This window comes from Streptomyces sp. CBMA29 (assembly GCF_014596445.1).
GTDB lineage: Bacteria > Actinomycetota > Actinomycetes > Streptomycetales > Streptomycetaceae > Actinacidiphila.
The window spans coordinates 13031-31659 of the sequence record NZ_MECL01000213.1; the positions used below are offsets into that span (position 1 = coordinate 13031).

General features: G+C 70.6%; 17 protein-coding genes. 7 read left to right on the plus strand and 10 right to left on the minus strand.

What is annotated here, in order from left to right; translation table 11 throughout:
- Nucleotides 1–23: 23 nt before the first annotated feature.
- The 9 genes from efeB to map all read right to left on the minus strand — a co-directional run bounded on the left by efeB (nucleotide 24) and on the right by map (nucleotide 9843).
- Entirely contained in the window at nucleotides 24–1436 is a 1413-nt protein-coding gene (gene efeB, locus BGM09_RS28515) for an iron uptake transporter deferrochelatase/peroxidase subunit (protein ID WP_188284597.1), read from the minus strand.
- A 120-nt stretch (nucleotides 1437–1556) separates the two neighbouring features.
- Nucleotides 1557–2699 (minus strand): iron uptake system protein EfeO, encoded by a 1143-nt coding sequence (gene efeO, locus BGM09_RS28520; protein ID WP_188284598.1) that lies wholly within the window; start codon nucleotides 2697–2699, stop codon nucleotides 1557–1559.
- Nucleotides 2700–2937: 238 nt separating this feature from the next.
- Entirely contained in the window at nucleotides 2938–3471 is a 534-nt protein-coding gene (locus BGM09_RS28525; RefSeq protein ID WP_188284599.1) for a GNAT family N-acetyltransferase, read from the minus strand.
- Nucleotides 3472–3547: 76 nt separating this feature from the next.
- On the minus strand, nucleotides 3548–4537 hold the full coding sequence (locus BGM09_RS28530; RefSeq protein ID WP_188284600.1) for a zinc-dependent alcohol dehydrogenase family protein: 990 nt from the start codon (nucleotides 4535–4537) through the stop codon (nucleotides 3548–3550).
- A complete protein-coding gene (locus BGM09_RS28535; RefSeq protein ID WP_188284601.1) occupies nucleotides 4534–5412 on the minus strand; it encodes a carbohydrate ABC transporter permease in 879 nt (292 codons plus the stop codon). Before BGM09_RS28535 ends, BGM09_RS28530 begins: the two co-directional genes overlap by 4 nt.
- On the minus strand, nucleotides 5412–6377 hold the full coding sequence (locus BGM09_RS28540; protein WP_188284602.1) for a carbohydrate ABC transporter permease: 966 nt from the start codon (nucleotides 6375–6377) through the stop codon (nucleotides 5412–5414). Before BGM09_RS28540 ends, BGM09_RS28535 begins: the two co-directional genes overlap by 1 nt.
- 103 nt (nucleotides 6378–6480) lie before the next feature.
- Entirely contained in the window at nucleotides 6481–7845 is a 1365-nt protein-coding gene (locus BGM09_RS28545; RefSeq protein WP_188284603.1) for an ABC transporter substrate-binding protein, read from the minus strand.
- A 140-nt stretch (nucleotides 7846–7985) separates the two neighbouring features.
- Nucleotides 7986–8747, minus strand: coding sequence for a DeoR/GlpR family DNA-binding transcription regulator (locus tag BGM09_RS28550; RefSeq protein ID WP_188284604.1), 762 nt, complete (start codon nucleotides 8745–8747; stop codon nucleotides 7986–7988).
- A 328-nt stretch (nucleotides 8748–9075) separates the two neighbouring features.
- The gene (gene map / locus BGM09_RS28555) at nucleotides 9076–9843 is read right to left on the minus strand and encodes a type I methionyl aminopeptidase (RefSeq protein WP_188284605.1); all 768 of its coding nucleotides are present in this window, start codon (nucleotides 9841–9843) and stop codon (nucleotides 9076–9078) included.
- Nucleotides 9844–9930: 87 nt separating this feature from the next.
- Between map and BGM09_RS28560 the strand changes: the two genes are divergently transcribed.
- The 6 genes from BGM09_RS28560 (at nucleotide 9931) to BGM09_RS28585 (ending at nucleotide 16745) form a co-directional block, all read left to right on the plus strand.
- Nucleotides 9931–10209 carry a helix-turn-helix domain-containing protein gene (locus tag BGM09_RS28560; protein WP_188284606.1) on the plus strand — a complete coding sequence of 93 codons (279 nt, stop codon included), beginning with the start codon at nucleotides 9931–9933 and terminating at the stop codon, nucleotides 10207–10209.
- A gap of 503 nt (nucleotides 10210–10712) precedes the next feature.
- Nucleotides 10713–12395: a lectin gene (locus BGM09_RS28565; RefSeq protein ID WP_188284607.1), complete on the plus strand. Its 1683-nt coding sequence runs from the start codon at nucleotides 10713–10715 to the stop codon at nucleotides 12393–12395.
- Between the two features lie 281 nt (nucleotides 12396–12676).
- Nucleotides 12677–13738 (plus strand): hypothetical protein, encoded by a 1062-nt coding sequence (locus BGM09_RS28570; protein WP_188284608.1) that lies wholly within the window; start codon nucleotides 12677–12679, stop codon nucleotides 13736–13738.
- Between the two features lie 312 nt (nucleotides 13739–14050).
- Nucleotides 14051–15130, plus strand: a complete 1080-nt coding sequence (locus tag BGM09_RS28575; RefSeq protein ID WP_188284609.1) for a glycoside hydrolase family 11 protein — start codon at nucleotides 14051–14053, stop codon at nucleotides 15128–15130.
- Nucleotides 15131–15181: 51 nt separating this feature from the next.
- Nucleotides 15182–16210: a polysaccharide deacetylase family protein gene (locus BGM09_RS28580; RefSeq protein WP_188284610.1), complete on the plus strand. Its 1029-nt coding sequence runs from the start codon at nucleotides 15182–15184 to the stop codon at nucleotides 16208–16210.
- Between the two features lie 193 nt (nucleotides 16211–16403).
- Nucleotides 16404–16745 carry a DUF5713 family protein gene (locus tag BGM09_RS28585; protein WP_188284611.1) on the plus strand — a complete coding sequence of 114 codons (342 nt, stop codon included), beginning with the start codon at nucleotides 16404–16406 and terminating at the stop codon, nucleotides 16743–16745.
- A 93-nt stretch (nucleotides 16746–16838) separates the two neighbouring features.
- Here BGM09_RS28585 and BGM09_RS28590 read toward each other — a convergent pair whose 3' ends face one another.
- Nucleotides 16839–17591 carry an SDR family NAD(P)-dependent oxidoreductase gene (locus tag BGM09_RS28590; RefSeq protein ID WP_223187739.1) on the minus strand — a complete coding sequence of 251 codons (753 nt, stop codon included), beginning with the start codon at nucleotides 17589–17591 and terminating at the stop codon, nucleotides 16839–16841.
- A 174-nt stretch (nucleotides 17592–17765) separates the two neighbouring features.
- Here BGM09_RS28590 and BGM09_RS28595 point away from each other — a divergent pair, with 174 nt between their 5' ends.
- A complete protein-coding gene (locus tag BGM09_RS28595; protein WP_188284613.1) occupies nucleotides 17766–18617 on the plus strand; it encodes a helix-turn-helix transcriptional regulator in 852 nt (283 codons plus the stop codon).
- Nucleotides 18618–18629: the final 12 nt, after the last annotated feature.

Genomic DNA, 18629 nt, shown 5'->3' on the forward strand with positions numbered 1-18629 from the left:
GCTGGTCGGGGGGATGGGGGGCGTCAGCCGAGCAGGGACTGCCCCCACCATTCGCCGGATTTTCGGACGCCGGGCGGGCAGGCGAAGTGCGCGGAACCGACGTGCTGGATGTACTCGTTGAGCGCGTCGCTCGCGGCGAGCCGCCGCTGCAACGGGACGAACGCCTTACGCGTGTCGCGCTGGTACGCGAGGAAGAACAGCCCCGCGTCCAGCCGTCCCAGACCGTCCGAGCCGTCGGTGAAGGAGAAGCCGCGGCGCAGGATCATCAGCCCGGCGTTGCTGTCCGGATGGGCCAGGCGTACGTGCGCGTCCTTCGGCATCAGCCCGAGGTCGGGCGTGTCGCGCTCGCGCGGCTTGCCGTACGGCGCGCCCTCGCCCTTGGTGCGGCCGAACACGTCCTCCTGCGCCTGGAGGCCCTCGCGGTCCCAGGTCTCGATGTGCATGCGGATCCGGCGCGCGACCAGGTACGAGCCGCCGGTCATCCAGTCGGGACCGTCCCCCGGGCCCGCCCACACATGGCCGTCCAGGGTCGGTGTGTCGGTGCCCGACACATTGTGCGTGCCGTCCTTGAAGCCCATCAGATTGCGCGGGGTCTGCGCGTCCGGCGTCGTCGAGGACGTCTTGCCGAAGCCGAGCTGCGACCAGCGCACCGACACCTTGCCCATGCCGATCCTGGCCAGATTGCGGATCGCGTGCACCGCGACCTGCGGGTCGTCCGCGCACGCCTGGACGCAGAGGTCGCCGCCGCCGCGGGCCGGGTCGAGATTGTCGCCGGGGAAGTGCGGCAGGTCGATCAGCGCCGCCGGGCGGCGGGCGCGCAGGCCGAACCGGTCGGTGCGCGTGCCGTCCTCCGCGACCTGCTCGAACAGGCTCGGGCCGAAGCCGACCGTGAGGGTCAGCCGGGAGGCGGGCAGGCCCAGCGCCTCACCGGTGTCGTCCGGCGGCGCCTCGGCCAGCCCGTCCACCGCGCCCGTGCCGACCTCGCGTCCCGCCGTCATCGCGGCGGCGGCGCTCGTCCACTCCTTGAGCAGCGCGGCCAGTTCCGCCTTGTCGTCGGTGAGGACGTCGAACGCCGCGAAGTGCAGCCGGTCCTGGACGGGGGTGGCGATGCCCGCCTGGTGCTCGCCGTAGAAGGGCACGGAGCCGTCGGAGGACGCGGAGCCGCCGTTCGTACCGCTGGTCACCGCCGCGGCGACCGAGCCGCCGCCCGCCGCGCCGAGGGCGAGTCCGGCACCGGCCCAGCCCATGACCGCGCGGCGGCTGAGCGCCCGGTGGGTACGGTCGTCCGCGGCCGCGGCCGCGGCCGTGCCCGTGCCCGTGCTCGTGTCGGTGTCGGTGTCCGCGGTCGTGCCCTGTGGGGCGGTCGTGGCGGGCTCGGCACCCTCGGGGTCTGCGGGGGCGGACTCGGTGCCGCCGGTACCGGCTGCTTCGTCCATCAGCGGTGGCCCTTCCATCGGTTCTGCGTCGTGCGCACCGCAGCCGTGACCCTCCCTGTGCGGGAGTGCCACGGCTCGGGGAGCTGCGGTCTCGGCGTCCGGTCAGCCGGACGCCGAGGGTTACTTGGCGGGTGCGACGGCCGCGGCGAGCTTGGACAGCGGCTCGGCGAGCGAGTTGACCGCGTCGGAGAACGTCTTGCGCTCCTTCTCGGTGACCTTGTCGTACGACACGAAGCCGTCGCCCTGCCGGTACTTGTCCAGCAGCGTCTGGATGTCGGCGAATTCGGTGTCCAGCGTCTTGGACAGCGCCGGCTCCTTCTCGGCGGCGACCGGCTTCAGCAGCTCGTACGCCTTGCGCGCGCCCGCCACGTTCGCGTTGAAGTCCGACAGGTCGGTGTGGCTGTAGCGGTCCTCCTCACCGGTGACCTTGCCGGTGGCGACCTCGTCCAGCAGCTCCTTGGCGCCGTTGGCCATGCTGGTCGGCGTGATGTCGGCGGTGCCGACCCGCTTCTGCCAGTCCTTGAGGTCGGCCACCAGTTCGTCGGCGAGGGTGCTGTCCTCGGGCGTCAGCTTGCCGTCGGCCCACAGCGTCTTCTCCAGCCGGTGCCAGCCGGTCCACTTCTGGCCGTCCTCCAGACCGTCCTCGCGGGTGTCGGTCTTCGGGTCGATGTCACCGAAGCTCTCGGCGACCGGCTCCGTGCTCTCCCAGCCGACCCGCGACGGGGCGAAGGCGGCCTTGGCCGCGGCCACGTCACCGGCCTTGACCGCGTCGGCGAACTTCTGCACCAGCGGGATCGTCAGGTCGGCCTGCTCCTGCGCGTACTTGCGGTACGAGGCGACGGCCTCGTCGAGCCGCGGGTCACCGGGCTTGGGCGCGTTGGCGCCGGTCACGGTGATCTTCTGCCGGATGCCGTCGCCCTTCATGCCCGGCTTGCAGGCCACCTCGTACGTGCCCGCCTTGATCTGGGCGGTGATGGTGGCGCTGGTGCCGGGGCCGATGTTCTCCCGCTCGGTGACGATGCGGTCGCCCGGCGCGTAGACGTAGACCTCGGTGACCTTGGAGCCCTTGTTGTGCACGTCCAGGCTGACGGAACCGGCGGGGAACTCCGTGCGCGAGACCTTGCAGGAGCTGTCGGCCGCGTCCACCCGTATCGCGCCGTCGGAGGAGGCGTCGTTCTTCTTCGCGCAGCCGGTGACGGCGGCCGTGCCGAGGACGACCAGGGAGAGCAGGGCGACGGCGGAGGCTCTGGGCACGGCAGGCATGGGTCAACAACTCCACGGGCGGGAAAGGGGCGAAGACGACGACGGGTGCGCAGGCAGGGAAAACCACACGGTTTGCCTTAGGCAAGGCAAACCTTAGTGAAAAGCCTGTGACGTGTCCATGTGACCAGCGTCGCTTCCCGACCCGCCGACCCGCCGACCCGCCGACCCGCCGACCCGCCGTGACCGTCCCGACCGACCGGCCGAGCCGCCGGCCGTCCCGGGCCCGGCCCTGGGCGGCTCAGGCCCGGTATTCGGTCAGGTCGATCGCGTGCACCCGCAGCGGGCGGCCGGACACGGGGTGCGTCGTCGTGCGGTCCGGCACCATGCCGAGCTTGCGCATCACGTTCTCGGAGGCGTCGTTGCCGATCTGCGCGATGCTGATCACGCGGTCCAGGCCCCGGTCCTGGAGGGCGAACTCCAAGGTGGCGTGAGCGGCCTCCGACGCGTAACCCTGCCCCCAGAACTGGCGGCCGAGCCGCCAGCCGACCTCCACCGCGGGCAGCACCTCGGGCAGGAACGCGGGCACGGACAGCCCCGTGAACCCGGCCAGTTCGCCCGAGGCGAGGAGTTCGACGGCGAAGAGGCCGAAGCCCTCGTCGTCCCACTCCTCCTCCCACCGCTCGATGGACTCCGCGGTCTGCTCCAGGTCACGGGGCAGCCCGTCGCCGATGTAGCGCATGACCTCCGGGTCGGCGTTGATCTCGGCCATCGGCGCGATGTCGTCCTCGCGCCAGCGGCGCAGGACCAGGCGGGGCGTGCGGATCTCGGTCATGGCCCCATCCTGTCGAAGTCCGCCGCCGGGTCACAATCGGCCTATCCGGTGGACACGGCCGCGGCGCCCCGAGGGCTCAGGGCACCACCTGGATCTTCCGGCCCTTGCCGGCCTTGAACCGCTCGAGCGCCGACGCGTAGTCGACCAGCGGCAGCCGGTCGCTGATGAAGACCTCCGGGTCGAGCACCCCGCCCGCGAACAGCTCGGCGGCCCGCTCGTAGCTGTGCAGGACGGCCATCGAGCCGGTGATCGTGATCTCCTGGTTGTAGATGCGGTACGGCTCGATCGTCGCGCGCGCGGCGTAGTCGGCCACGCCGAACTGGAGGAAGGTGCCGCCCTTGCCGACCCGGTCCAGCGCGTCCTGGATGGCCTGCGCGTTGCCGGTCGCGTCGATCACGACGTCCCAGCCGCGCGGACGGGCGATCTCGTCCGCGTTGGTCGCCACCTGCGAGCAGCCCAGCGCCGTGGCCGTGGTCAGCCGCTCCTCGTTGATGTCGACGACGTCGACGGTCGCGGCGCCGGTCCGCTTGGCAAGCTCCAGCATCATCAGGCCCATGGTGCCGGAGCCGTAGATCAGTACGTGGCTGGCCAGTTGGCTGCGCAGGATGTCGTAGCCGCGCACCGCGCAGGACAGCGGTTCGATCAGCGCCGCGTCCACCGTCCGTATGTGCTCGGGGAGTTTGACGCAGTTGGCGACCGGGGCGACGGCGAATTCGGCGGCGCCGCCGGGGACGGTCACGCCGATCGCGGCCCACCGCTCGCACAGATTGCTCCGCCCGATCCGGCAGTAGTGGCACTCGTGGCAGTACAGCGACGGGTCCACCGCCACCTGGTCGCCCACGGCCAGTTCGCGGACCTCGGAGCCCACGGCGACGATCTCACCGGCGAACTCGTGCCCCGGCACGATCGGCAGGGTCGGGGCGAACTCGCCCTGGAGGATGTGCAGATCGGTGCCGCACAGACCGCAGGCCGCGACCTGGACCACGACGTCCCGGGGGCCGGGCGCCGGGTCGTCGACGGTCTCGATGCCGACGACACCGGGGGAGCTGATGACGGCTGCTTTCACTTGACGGCTCCAAGAGAGAGGCCCTGGACGAGTTTGTCCTGGGCGGCGAATCCGGCGGCCAGTACCGGCAGGGAGATACAGACGGCGGCGGCGCACACCTTGGCGAGGAACAGGCCCTGGCTGGTGACGAATCCGGTGAGGAACACCGGCGCGGTGCCGGCCACCACACCGGTCAGCACCCGCGCGAAGAGCAGTTCGTTCCAACTGAAGATGAACGAGATCAGCGCGGTCGCGGCGATCCCCGGTGTGACGACCGGGGCGATGATCCGTACCAGGATGGTCGGCAGGCCCGCGCCGTCGATCGAGGCGGCCTCCAGGATCTCCACCGGGACCTCGGCCAGGAACGAGCGCATCATCCACACCGCGATCGGCAGGTTCATCGAGGTGTAGAGCAGGATCAGCAGCCAGATGTTGTCCAGCAGACCCGCGTTCTTCGCGATCAGATAGACCGGCAGCAGGCCCGCGACGGCGGGCAGCATCTTGGTCGACAGGAAGAAGAACATCACGTCGGTCCACTTGCGCACCGGCTTGATCGACAGCGCGTAGGCCGCGGGGAAGGACAGCACCAGGACGAGGGCGGTGGAAACCGCCGCCGCTGTCAGGGAGTTGACCAGCGGCGGCCACGGGCTGACGCCCGTGCCGGAGCCGAAGAACTCCCGGTAGCCGTGGAGCGTCAGCGACGCCCCGAGCTTCGGCGGGTTGGTCGCCGCGTCCTGCTCGCTGTGGAAGGAGGTGAGTACCATCCACGCGAAGGGCAGGAAGAAGACGATCCCGCACAGCCAGGCCAGCAGGCCGAGCAGTGAGCGGTTGCGCCGCTCCTTGCGGGCTGCGGGTGGCGTACGGCGGCGGGCGGTGGTCACGGAGACGGTAGCCATCACCGGGTCTCCTCTCGGAACAGCGACGAAACGGTGCGCAGCGCGAAGGTGGCCACGATGATCGACAGGATGACCACGATGACGCCCGCGGCGGACGCCTGCCCGTAGTCGTGCGCCTGGTAGAAGGTCGTGTAGACGGTGTAGGGGAGGTTGGCGGTGCCGAGACCGCCGGAGGTGATGGTGAACACGGCGTCGAAGTTCTGGACCACGTACACCGATCCGAGCAGGGCCGCCAGTTCGAGATAGCGGCGCAGGTACGGGAAGGTCAGATAGCGGAAGATCTGCCAGGTTCCCGCGCCGTCCACCCGGGCCGCCTCGGCGATGTCCATCGGCCGGCTCTGGAGCCCGGCGAGCAGGATCAGCATCATGAACGGTGTCCACTGCCACACCAGCGACGCCTCGACGGCCAGCAGCGGGTGGGTGGACAGCCAGTCCGGCTGCGGTGCGTTGTCGCTGCCGAACAGCTTCCACAGCCAGTTGAGCGAGCCGTTGATCAGGCCGTACGACGCGTTGTACAGCGCGTGCTTCCACAGCAGCGCGGACGCCACCGGTACCACCAGGAACGGGGTGATGAGCATGGTGCGCACGAGGCCCCGGCCGAGGAACTTCCGGTCGAGCAGCAGCGCGAGGCCGAGGCCGAGCAGCAGGCTGACCAGGACCACGGAGACGGTCAGTACGACCGTGGTGGTCAGGGCGTGGCGCAGTTGCGGGTCGGTGAACTCCTCCTTGTAGTTCTGGAGGCCGGCGAAACCACGGTCACCGGGGTCGAGGGCGTTCCACCGCATGAACGAGATCACCAGGGTGCCGACGAACGGCAGTTGGGTGACCACGATCATGAAGACCAGGGCCGGCAGCAGCGGGGCCCGCCGGACCCAGGCGCCGGGGGACCGGCGCGCGGTGGGCGGCGCCGGCTGTTGCCCGGTCTGCGGCGCGCGGATGCGTCTGGTGAGGGATGGGGTGCTCATGGTGTCAGTCGTCTCTCTCCGCTTCGCGCCCCGGGCCCGCCGCCCGGCCCCGTCGTGCGGGGGGCCGGGGGCGGCCGGGAACCGTCGGGTGGGGCGGTCGCGGTCAGTTGCCCGCGTACTTGTCGGCGACCTTCTCAGCGAGCTTCTGGCTCGCGGACAAGGCGCTCTTCACACTGGTCTGGCCCGCGATGGCGGAGCTGATCTGCTGCGAGACCTGGGTGCCCAGATCGGTGAACTCGGGGATGCCGACGAACTGGATGCCGGGCGCGGGCCGCGGCTGGATGCCCGGGTTCGACGGGTTGGCCGCCTCGAGCGCGGTCTCGGTGGCCTTGGCGAACGCGGAGGCGGAGGCGACGTAGTCCGGATTCTTGTACGTGGAGGTGCGCTTGCCGGCCGGGACCCGCGACCAGCCCAGTTGCTTGCCGACCAGCTCCTCGTAGCCCTTGCCCGACGCCCACGAGATGAACTTCCAGGCGTCGTCCTGGTGCTTGCTGGCCTTCTGCAGGCCCCAGGCCCAGGTGTAGAGCCAGCCGGAGCTCTTGGTCTGGTCGACCGGAGCGGGCGCGTAGCCGAGCTTGCCTGCCACGGGGGAGTCCTTGGCCTCCAGCGAACCGGCCGCCGACGTCGCGTCGTACCACATGGCGACCTTGCCCTGCTCCAGGTCGTTGAGGCACTCGGTGAACCCGGCCTGCGGGGCGCCGGCTTCACCGTGGGCGCGCACCAGGTCCACGTAGAACTGCGTCGCCTTGGTGAAGGCGGGGCTGTCGACCTGGGCCTTCCAGTCCTTGTCGAACCAGGTGCCGCCCATGGTGTTGACCACGGTGGTCAGCGGGGCGATGACCTCGCCCCAACCGGGCTGGCCGCGCAGGCAGATGCCCTTCATGCCGGACTGCGCGCCGTCGGCCTTCGCGGCGAGGTCCGCGACCTGCGCCCAGGTCGGGTTGGCGGGCATCGTCAGGTTCTTCGCCGCGAAGACGTCCTTGCGGTACATCAGGAACGACGACTCGCCGTAGAAGGGCTCGGCGTAGATGTCGCCCTTGTACGTCAGCGACTGCTGGAGAGCGGGCAGGATGTCGCTCTGCGCGAAGGCCGTGTCGGACTTGGTGTGCGCGGTGAGCGGGGCGAGCCAGCCGTTCTTGGCGTAGATCGGCGCCTCGTAGTTGCTGATGGTCGCGACGTCGTACTGGCCCGCCTGGCTGGAGAAGTCCTGGGTGATCTTGTCCCGGACGTCGTTCTCGGGCAGCACCGTGAAATTGACCTTGATACCGGTGGACTTGGTGAAGTTGGCGGCGGTGAGCTTCTGAAGGTCTTCCATCTGCGGGTTGTTGACCATCAGTACGTTGATGGAGTGGCCGCCGGAGCTTCCGCCGGAGCCGCCGGCGCCGGAACAGGCCGCGAGCAGGGTGCCGCAGACGGCGAGGGCGAGCGGGGGCAGAAGGCGGGGAAGGCTTCTCGTTCTCGGTGTCATGATTCGTCCCTTTCATGACCGGGGATGAGGGTGGGTGGAGCGGGAGTCGTGGTGCGGGAGGGCAGGGGGTAGCCCGGATCGGCGTACCGGGGAGGTGGGGGGAGGGGAGCGGGGGGAGCGGCGCGGGGCGGGCCCGCGGGTCAGACTCTGAAGACGCGGGGTCCCAGAAGTGCGTAGCGGTGCGCCTCGGCGCTGGACAGACCGGTGTCGGTGACGATCGCCTCGAAGTCGCCGACCTGGGCGAAGCGGCAGAAGCTGCTCGCGCCGAACTTGCTGTGGTGGCCCATGAAGATCCGGCGCCGGGAGACCTCCAGCGCCTTGGCCTTGACGTCGGCGACCACGGGATCCGGTGTGGTCAGGCCGAGTTCGCGGGAGATGCCGTTCGATCCGACGAAGGCCAGGTCGATGACGAAGCCCGCGAGCATGTCGCAGGCCCAGGAGCCGACGGTGGCCAGCGTCCGGGCCCGGACACGGCCACCGAGCAGCAGCACAGTGGTGTTGGCGGAGTCCGCGACGGCCGCCGCGGTGGTCAACGACGCGGTGACCACCGTCAGCGGCCGGTCGCTGGGCAACAGTGCGGCGAGCAGTTGAGGGGTGTAGCCCTCGTCCACGAAGACGGTCTCCGCCTCGCCGAGCAGCTTGACGGCCTCGGCGGCGATCCGTCGCTTGTCGGCGACATGCAGCGTCACCCGCTGGGCGAGGTCGGTCTCGAACCCCGCGCCCTCGACGGGATAGGCGCCGCCGTACGTCCTGCGGACCAGACCGCGGCTCTCCAGCACGCCCAGATCGCGGCGGATGGTCTCCGGCGCCACCTTGAGATCGGCCGCCATCACGGTGACCTCGACCTGACCCTGGTGGCGTGCGAGCGCGAGGATCCGATGTTGGCGTTCTTGTGCTCTCACGGTCACCACCTGTCTCTTCGCCGGTCCGGGCAAGGCGTGCCCGGTTTTGCCCGTGGAAGAGTTATACCAACGCCACTTTGACAGGGACCGGCCCATAACGGACAACAAACTGCCCGGTGTTGCCCGGACCGGTCGGCAGGAGTGCCAGTTCAGAAGCGGTGCTGGCGATCAGGTGGTGTGGTGGTTGGCCATACGGCCCGTGGAAGTGCCCGTTTCGGACGACGGGCAGGCAACGGGCGGCCCGCGGGGCACGTGGCGTACTCCGGACGTGTGGACGGCGGGCGGGCAACGGGTGGACCGCGGGCGGGCGGCGGCGCCCGGGGGCGGATCAGACGAGCGTGAGGACGCGCGGGCCCTGCTCGGTGATCGCGACGGTGTGCTCGATGTGCGCGGCGCGGCTGCCGTCGACCGTGCGCAGCGTCCAGCCGTCCGGGTCCGTACGGTATTCGTCGCGCCCGCCGGACATCAGCATCGGCTCGATCGCGAGGACGAGCCCGTGGCGGAGCGGGAAGCCTCGTCCGGGCCGCCCGCGGTTGGGCACATGCGGGTCCTCGTGCATCTGGCGGCCGATCCCGTGGCCGCCGAAGTCGGTGGGCATGCCGCAGCGCGCCGTACGCGCCACCGCGCCGACCGCGTGCGAGATGTCGCCGAGCCGGTGGCCGACGACGGCCGCCGCGATGCCCGCGTCCAGGGCGCGCTGGGTGGCGGCGATCAGCTCCACGTCCTCGGGCCGGGGCGTGCCCACGATGAAGCTGACCGCGGCGTCGCCCGCCCAGCCGTCGAGCACCGCGCCGCAGTCGATGCTCACCAGGTCGCCATCGCGCAGCCGGTAGTCGGTGGGGATGCCGTGCACGAGCGCGTCGTTCACCGACGCGCAGATCACCGCGGGGAAGGGGGAGGGGGCGAAGGACGGCTGGTAGCCGAGGAAGGGGGACGTGGCGCCCGCCTTGTCCAGGACGGCGTGGGCCGCCGCGTCCAGGTCCCGAAGCGATACGCCGACGGCCGCCGCCTCCCGTGCGGCGGCGAGCGCCCGCGCCACGACGCGCCCCGCCTCGCGCATCGCGTCGAGCGCCGCGTCGGTCTTGATCTCCACCATGTGCTGTGACTCCTCGTTGTGCGGGCGGCCGGACTCCTTCCGGCCGCGGCCTCGCCCAATACTTATACCGGTATTAGTATCACGGGCATGGTGAGAACACCCCTGACCCCCGAGGAGCGCGCCCGCGGCGAACGCTTCGGCGCACTGCTCCGCGACGCCCGCGGTGACCGCAGCATGGTGGACGTGGCGGCGGCCGCCGGAGTCTCCGCGGAGACCCTGCGCAAGATCGAGACCGGCCGGGCCCCGACCCCGGCCTTCTTCACCGTGGTCGCCCTGGCGGCGGCGCTCGGCCTGTCCCTGGACGTGCTGGCCACGGCCTGCGCCCCGGAGCGGATCGGGGAGGAGCCGCGGGCACTGTCGGCGTGAGGGCGCGGGCCGCGCCCTGGGCGGGCGGCACGACCGGCGCCATACGGGGACGCGCGTCCGGCCGTACGCAGGGGCCGATTGTCAGCCGAGATATTTGACGATGCCTGACACTATCTGAATCATCCCCTCCGACCTTTGGTGCCCGATTCGGACGTTCAACGCGCCTTTCCTGGAGGCTATTCGGGAGAATTCCGAATGAACCGGCAATCAGGTCTGGACCCTTGACGCGTCATTGGATTCAGCAGTTGAATCGACGCGCGTCCGATACCGCTGGTGCACGAAAGATCGGCGTGCCGGTGCGTGTCAAGGGACTGTGCGCGCCGGACCCCACCAAAAACCAACGTAATTCGAGCGGAATTCACCGGGCGGGCCGCGCACGCCCCACGCGGCGCACCACGGAACACTGAGTTCATCTGTTGAACAGGCCGAACAGCATGAACCCCCACACTCAGTCCACCGATACGCCCGGCGGTCCCGCCGCGCGTCGCCGTTCGGAGTCATCCATGGCAGTGTCACGTCGCACGTTCGTGAGCGTCACCGCGGCCGGTACGTCCGCCGCCGCCCTCGGCGCCCTGGGTCTGGCCAGAACCGCCTCGGCGTCCGCCGTCTCCCCGTCCCCGTCCGCCGCCCCCGCCGCGAGCGGCCCGGGAGACGTGGTCGGGAAGGTCACAGTCGGCTATCAGGGCTGGTTCGCCTGCGTCGGCGACGGCGCCCCGATCAACGCCTGGTGGCACTGGAGCCCCAACTCCAGCCAGCCCCCGTCGCCGTCGAACACCGGCATCGTCGCCTGGCCCGACATGCGCGACTACACCAAGACGTACCAGACCGCCTACGCGAATCTCGGCAACGGCCAGCCCGCGACGCTCTTCTCGTCCTACGACCAGCAGACGGTCGACACCCACTTCCAGTGGATGCAGCAGAACACCATCGACACCGCGGCGCTCCAGCGCTTCAACCCCACCGGCGGGGAAGGCCCGACGCGCGACGCGATGGCCGCCAAGGTGCGCAGCGCGGCGGAGTCGCACGGCCGGAAGTTCTACATCATGTACGACGTCACCGACTGGACGAACATGCAGTCCGAGATCAAGACCGACTGGACTGACAAGATGAGGGCCCACACGGCCTCGTCCGCCTACGCCACCCAGAACGGCAAGCCGGTCGTCTGCATCTGGGGCTTCGGCTTCAACGACGACAAACGCCCCTGGGCGCCCGCGCCCTGCCTGGACGTCGTCAACTGGTTCAAGGCCCAAGGCTGTTACGTCATCGGCGGCGTACCCACCTGGTGGCGGACCGGCGACCGCGACTCCCGCGCCGGATTCAGCGACGTCTACCACGCGTTCCACATGATCTCGCCGTGGATGGTCGGCCGGATCGGCAACGTCCCGGACGCCGACAACTTCTACAACGTGGCGACCGTCCCCGACCTGGCCGAATGCGCCGCCCACGGCATCGACTACCAGCCGTGCGTCCTGCCCGGCGCCGTCACACTCCGCCAGCGCGCGCACGGCGACTTCATGTGGCGGCAGTTCTACAACATGTGCCGGGCCGGGGTGCAGGGCATCTACATCTCGATGTTCGACGAGTACAACGAGGGCAACCAGATCGCCAAGACCGCCGAGTCCCAGGCGTGGACGCCCACCAACTCCGGCTTCCTGGCACTGGACGAGGACGGCACGGCCTGCTCCTCGGACTACTACCTGCGCCTGACCGGCGACGGCGGCAAAATGCTCAAGGGCCAGATCGCCCTCACCGCGACCCGCCCCACCCAGCCGACGACCACCACACCGGGCGGCGGCACCGGCACCGTGATCAGCCTGCGCGCCCGCGTGAACAACCACTACGTGACCGCCGAGAACGCCGGAGCCGCGGCCCTCATCGCCAACAGGACCGCTATCGGCGTCTGGGAGCAGTTCGACATGACCGACGCGGGCGGCGGCGACATCGCGCTGCGCGCCCACGCCAACAACCGCTACGTCAGCGCCGGTTCCGGCGATCTCATCGCCGACTCCGCGACCGTCGGCGCCGCCCAGACCTTCACCCTCCTCCGCAACTCCGACGGCAGCGTCAGCCTCCGCGCACAGGCCACCCATCAGTACGTGACCGCCGAGAACGCGGGCGCCGCGCCGCTGGTCGCCGACCGGGCCGCCATCGGCGCCTGGGAGAGGTTCGACCTGATCACCGGTTAGCGGCGGCGACTGCCGCACCTGGCGCCTTTCTGCCCCGGCACCGCCATCCCCGGGCAGGGAGGCGCGCCGCCGTGTCCGGGCACTGGCGGCCCGCGCGGGCGGACGTTCCGATTCCGCCCGCTGCGGCGGCGGAGTCCGGCCGTCCCATGGGGAATCCCTCCCGGCGCGGCGCGCGAAACAGGGTGGCCGATCGCCGGAGCAGGTGATCTGATGGACGTCGGGGACTGCCGACGCGGGGGCGCGGCGGCGCCGAAGAGCCGGTCGAGGACAGGGGCGGGTCGATGTCGCAGGGGGATCCTGCCGGAGCGGTGCCGGAGTTGGAACCGCGACCGGGCGCGGGGACCGACGAGGAGCACAAGAGCCAGTTGCTCGTACGGGAAGCGCTCTCGGTCATCGGCGCGGTCGTCCAGACGCTGATGGGACTCGTCGCCGACCTCCAGGCGTGGTGCGCGGTCCTGGAGCGCCGGGCGAATGAGGCGGCCGGCATGGACGCCTCGCCGCGGCGCGGCGAACTGGCCGACCACCAGGACCGGTTGGTCGCCGCGGAGTCCCTGCTGGCCAGAGCCCGCAGGGAGCGTGAGGCGGCGGAGGAGTTGGCCATCGGCGTCCGGCGGTCGGCCGTGGAGCGGGGCCGGGCCCGACACCGGCCTGTCCCGTCCCGCACCCCGGTCGTGGAAGACGGTCCCGGCTCCGGCGCCGACGAGGGCTCCCGGGTGGGCGCCGCGATCGCCCGGCTGCGGGAATTCGACCTCGCGCTGGAGAGCGCCGACGAACAACTCGACGCGTACGACGCGCGGGCCGCCGCCGTACGCGTACTCGTGGAGCCCGGCCCCGAACCGGGCCCGGCCGCCGACACCGACGACACCGACGACACCGCCGACGCTGTGACCGAGTCGGCCGCGGCGCCGACTGCGGCGGATGGCCACGCGGACCGCTACTCGGACGACGACCGGGAGACGGACGAGGCGGACCCGCCGGAGGACCGGAAGCCGCCGGCCCCGGTCTGGACGACCTGGTGCACCGTCCTGACCGGCTGCGGCCTGCTGCTCGCGGCCATACTGGCCGGCACCAGCTTCACGTACGCCCGCTGGGAGCACCCGGGCGCCGAGGCCGTGACCTGGTACGCGATCGGCGACCTGCTCGCCCTGTGCGTCGTCGTCTTCGTCGGCCTGATGGTGCTCGGCACCCTCGTGGAGCGCTATGAGCTGTCCACCCTGGGGGAGACCTCACTCGTCCTGGCGATCCTGCTGGTGGTGCCCGTACTCGGAGTGGGGATGTGGCACCCCGAGGCGTTCGGCCATATGGGCATGTGGGGAAGGTCGTTGGCGCGCTCGCTGGTGTGAGGCGGAGGCGAGCGAGCCGCGGTGACGGCGACCGCCGCCTGCCGGTCGTAGACCTCGCGCACGCACTCGGAAGACATTCCGAAACATTCGGAATTTCAATCCCCTTGAATGTGATCTTGCGGGCGAGCGGTTTTATGGGTCAACTCATCTCGCCGGCCATTGATGCGCGTCTGCCTGCGTGAATGACTGCCATAGCAGTCCTGGCCGGTAGCGAAGCTTTCGTAATCGGTGCCGAAAGTGTTGACACGTGACGTGCTCCGCTCAACACTGTCGCGGCAGACGGTCCTCACGAGACGAGGAGGAAGCACGCACATGAACGACGCACCCGCACCCGCACCCGCACCCGCACACGACACGAGCCGCAGACGGCGCCCGTCAGGGCTGCTCAGCCGTTTTCGGCTGCTCATCAGCGGCGCCTGCGCGATAGCGCTGGTCGGCGTGGCCGCGCTCATCCTGCCCGGCACCGCGAACGCCGACACGATCATCACGTCGAACCAGACCGGCACCAACAACGGCTACTACTACTCGTTCTGGACCGACGGCGGCGGATCCGTCTCCATGAACCTGGGCTCCGGCGGCAACTACAGCACCTCATGGAGCAATGCCGGCAACTTCGTCGCCGGTAAGGGCTGGGCCACCGGCGGACGCCAGAGCGTCGCCTACTCGGGCAGCTTCAACCCCTCGGGCAACGCCTACCTGTCGCTGTACGGGTGGACGACGAATCCGCTGGTCGAGTACTACGTCGTCGACAACTACGGCACCTACCGGCCGACCGGCACTTACAAGGGCACGGTCACCAGCGACGGCGGCACGTACGACATCTACGAGACGACACGGGTCAACGCCCCGTCGATCGAGGGCACCCGGACCTTCAACCAGTACTGGAGCGTCCGGCAGTCGAAGCGGACCGGCGGCACCATCACCACGGGCAACCACTTCGACGCGTGGGCCAGCCACGGGATGAGCCTCGGCAGCTTCAACTACATGATCCTCGCCACCGAGGGCTACCAGAGCAGCGGCAACTCCAACATCACGCTGGGAAGCACCGGCGGCACCACCGGAGGTTCGACCACGGGCGGTTCGACCACCGGCGGGTCCACCACCGGGGGCTCTACGGGAGGCGGGGGCAGTTGCACGGCCGCGCTGTCCGCCGGCGACCAGTGGAGTGACCGCTACAACCTCAACGTCTCGGTCTCGGGCTCCAGTTCGTGGACGGTGACGATGAACGTTCCGGCGCCGGAGAAGATCATCGCGACGTGGAACATCAACGCCACGTATCCCAGTGCCCAGGTCCTGACCGCCAAGCCCAACGGCAACGGCAACAACTGGGGCGTGACGATCCAGACCAACGGCGCCTGGACCTGGCCGACGGTCTCGTGCAGTCCGAACTGACGCCGTACCCCCCCACCGAGTTCGCAACGCCACCACAAGGAGGCCCCCCACATGCGAACCAGACCGCACATGTCGTTACGTTCCCTGATCACGGGACTTGCCGTCGCCGCCACTGCGGTGGCGAGCGTCGTCACCTTCACCGTCGACGCCACCCCGTCGCACGCCGCCACCTGCAACGGGTACGTCGGACTCACCTTCGACGACGGCCCGTCCAACGACCACACCCCGAGCGTCCTCAATGCCCTCCGGCAGAACGGCCTGCGGGCCACGATGTTCAACGAGGGCCAGTTCGCCGCGTCCTATCCGTCCCAGGTCCAGGCCGAGATCAACGCGGGGATGTGGGTCGGCAACCACAGCTACACCCACCCCCACCTGATCCAGGAGAGCCAGGCGCAGATCGACTCGGAGGTCTCCAGGACCCAGCAGGCCATCGCCGCGGCGGGCGGCGGCACACCGAAACTGTTCCGTCCGCCGTACGGCGAGACCAACGCCACCTTGCAGTCGGTCGAGGCCAAGTACGGTCTGACCCAGATCATCTGGGACGTCGACTCGCAGGACTGGAACGGCGCGAGCACCGACGCGATCGTGCAGGCCAACGCCCGGCTCACCAACGGCCAGATCATCCTCATGCACGAGTGGCCCGCCAACACGCTCGCCGCGATCCCGCGGATCGCGCAGGGCCTGGCGAGCCGCGGCCTGTGCGCGGGCATGATCTCGCCGCAGACCGGCCGCGCCGTCGCCCCCGACAGCGGCGGTACGAGCGGCGGCGGCACCGGCGGCACCACGGGAGGCACCACCGGGGGCGGTGGCGGGGGCAGTTGCACCGCGACCCTCTCCGCCGGCCAGCAGTGGAGCGACCGTTACAACCTGAACGTGGCGGTGTCCGGGTCGAGTGCGTGGACGGTGACGATGAACGTTCCGGCGCCGGAGAAGATCATCGCGACGTGGAACATCAACGCCACGTATCCCAGTGCCCAGGTCCTGACCGCCAAGCCCAACGGCAACGGCAACAACTGGGGCGTGACGATCCAGACCAACGGCGCCTGGACCTGGCCGACGGTCTCGTGCAGTCCGAGCTGACCTGAGGTGGCCTGAATCGGCCTGAGCCGAGCGGCGCTTGACCGCGCTGAAACACGGGCTCACGCCACCGGGGCGCGGCGGCCGTCGGCCGTCGCGCCACCGGCGTTGTCAGTGGTGTGGTGCAGGATCGGGGACGTCGGACATTCCACACTGGATGCGGGGCTGATCCAGGGCAGAAGGGGCGGGCGTCGCCATGACGATCACCAACCAGCAGGTCAAGGCACGGGCGTTCCTGGAGGTGCTGTACGAGGACGAGTACTTTCCCGACCACGTCCTCGACAAGGGGAAGGCGATCCTGCTGGACCTGTGCGAGCGGATCGAGGCGGAGCGGCCCGCGGACCTGAAGGCGCTGTACGCGCTGACGGCCGTCGCGACGGAGCGGTTCAACGCGCTGGAGGCGGAGTTCGACGCCGCGGGCAGCGAGATCGAGACCGTCGCACGGGAGGAGATAGGCGGGGACATCTGGTTCGTGGCGACGTCCTACGGCTTCGAGGACGCGGACGCCGAGGAGCTGATCGCCGCCCGCGAGTGGTGACGGCGCGAGTGGCGGCGCCCGCCGCCGGCCGGTGACGCCAGCCGGTGACGCCAGCCGGTGACGCCAGCCGGTGACGCCTGCGGGCGGCGCGGTTCAGGCCGCCGCGCCGCCGTCCACCCGTAGGACGGTGCCCGTCACGTAGGACGCGCGGTCACTGAGCAGCCAGGCGGCGGCCTCCGCGATCTCGGCGGGGTCGGCGGCCCGGCGCAGCGGGGTGTGCGCCGTGATCCGGTCGAGCAGGCCGGGGGACTCCGCCGCCCAGGCGTGGATCATCTCGGTCAGGGTGCCGCCCGGAGCGATGGCGTTGACGCGGATGCCCTCGGGACCGTACGTGACGGCGGCCGACTCGGTGAGGCTGTTGACCGCCCGCTTCATCGCGCCGTAGGCGGGCAGTTCGGGGTTGCCCCGCAGGCTGCCGACGCTGGAGTTGTTGACGATGGCGCCGGTCCCCGCGGTGGCCCGGATCGCGGCGACCTCGGCGGCCATCGCGAGCCACGGACCCCGGAGGTTCACGGCGTAGAGGCGGTCGAAGTCGGCTTCCGGTACCTGGTCCAGCGGGCCGGGCGACGCGTTCGTGGCGCCGTTGTTGAAGGCGACGTCGAGGCGGCCGAACCGCTCCACCGTACGGTCGACCGCCGCGCGTACGCTCGCCGCGTCGGCCAGGTCGCACACCACGTGGTCGGCGGTGCCGCCCGCAGCCCGGACCTGCTCGGTCACGGCCTTGAGCTGCGCCTCCGTACGGGCCGCGAGCATGACGCGGGCGCCCTCGCGGGCGAAGAGCAGGGCCGCGGCGGCGCCGATGCCGCGACCCGCGCCGGTGATGAAGGCGACCTTGCCCGCCAGCATTCCGGCGGTGGTGGTGGCGGTGCCGGTCGCGGTGGTGGCGGTGGCGGTGGCGGTCGTCGTGGTGTCGGTGGTGGGTGTGGTGTTCATGGCATCGAGCGTGCGCCGGACCGCCGGGCGCAACCAGGCACCGGCTGTACCTGGCTGCGCCCGGCGGCACACGAGCACACTGGAGAGGTGGACAGACGAGAACTGGCCGACTTCCTGCGCAGCAGACGCGAGCGGATCACCCCTGCCGAGGTGGGGCTGCCCGCCGGGACCCGGCGCCGCACACCGGGGCTGCGCCGCGAGGAGGCGGCCCAGCTCGCCTTCATCTCGACCGAGTACTACACGCGGCTGGAACAGGCCCGCGGCCCCCGCCCGTCCCGCGAGGTCCTGGCCGGACTGGCGCGTGCCCTGCGGCTGACGGACGTCGAGCGCGACCACCTCCACCACCTCGCGGGCGCCCCGCCGGGACCGCCCGCCGGACCCTCACGCGAGGTGCGCCAGAGCATTCTCGACCTGCTGGACCGCCTGCCGCAGGCGGCGGCGACCGTGATGTCCGCGACCGGTGAGGTCATCGCCTGGAACGACCTGGCGGCTGCCCTCATGGAGGATTTCTCCGCCCTGCCGCGTCGCGACCGCAACTTCGTCCGCCGCGCCTTCCTCGGACCGCACCGGCAGGGGCAGCGGCTGTACGGGGTGTCTGACGTGGACCGTTTCGCGCGTAACGCCGCCCAGCGCCTGCGTACCGTCGCAGCCCGCTACCCCGACGACCCCGAGGTGACGGAGCTGGTGGCCGAGCTGCGGGCCGGGAGCGCGGAATTCCGGGAGCTGTGGGCCTCCCACGACGTGCGCAGCGAGCCCACCCTCCGTAAGACGTTTCAGCACCCGCTGGTCGGGCCGGTCACCGTCAACTGCGACGTCCTGGACATCACCGACCGGGACCAGCAGGTCGTGATCTACACCGCGACGCCCGGCTCGCCGTCCGAGGAGGCGCTGCGGCTGCTGTCGGTGATCGGCACCCAGCGCATGGACGTGACCGGCTGAGCCACCGCCCGG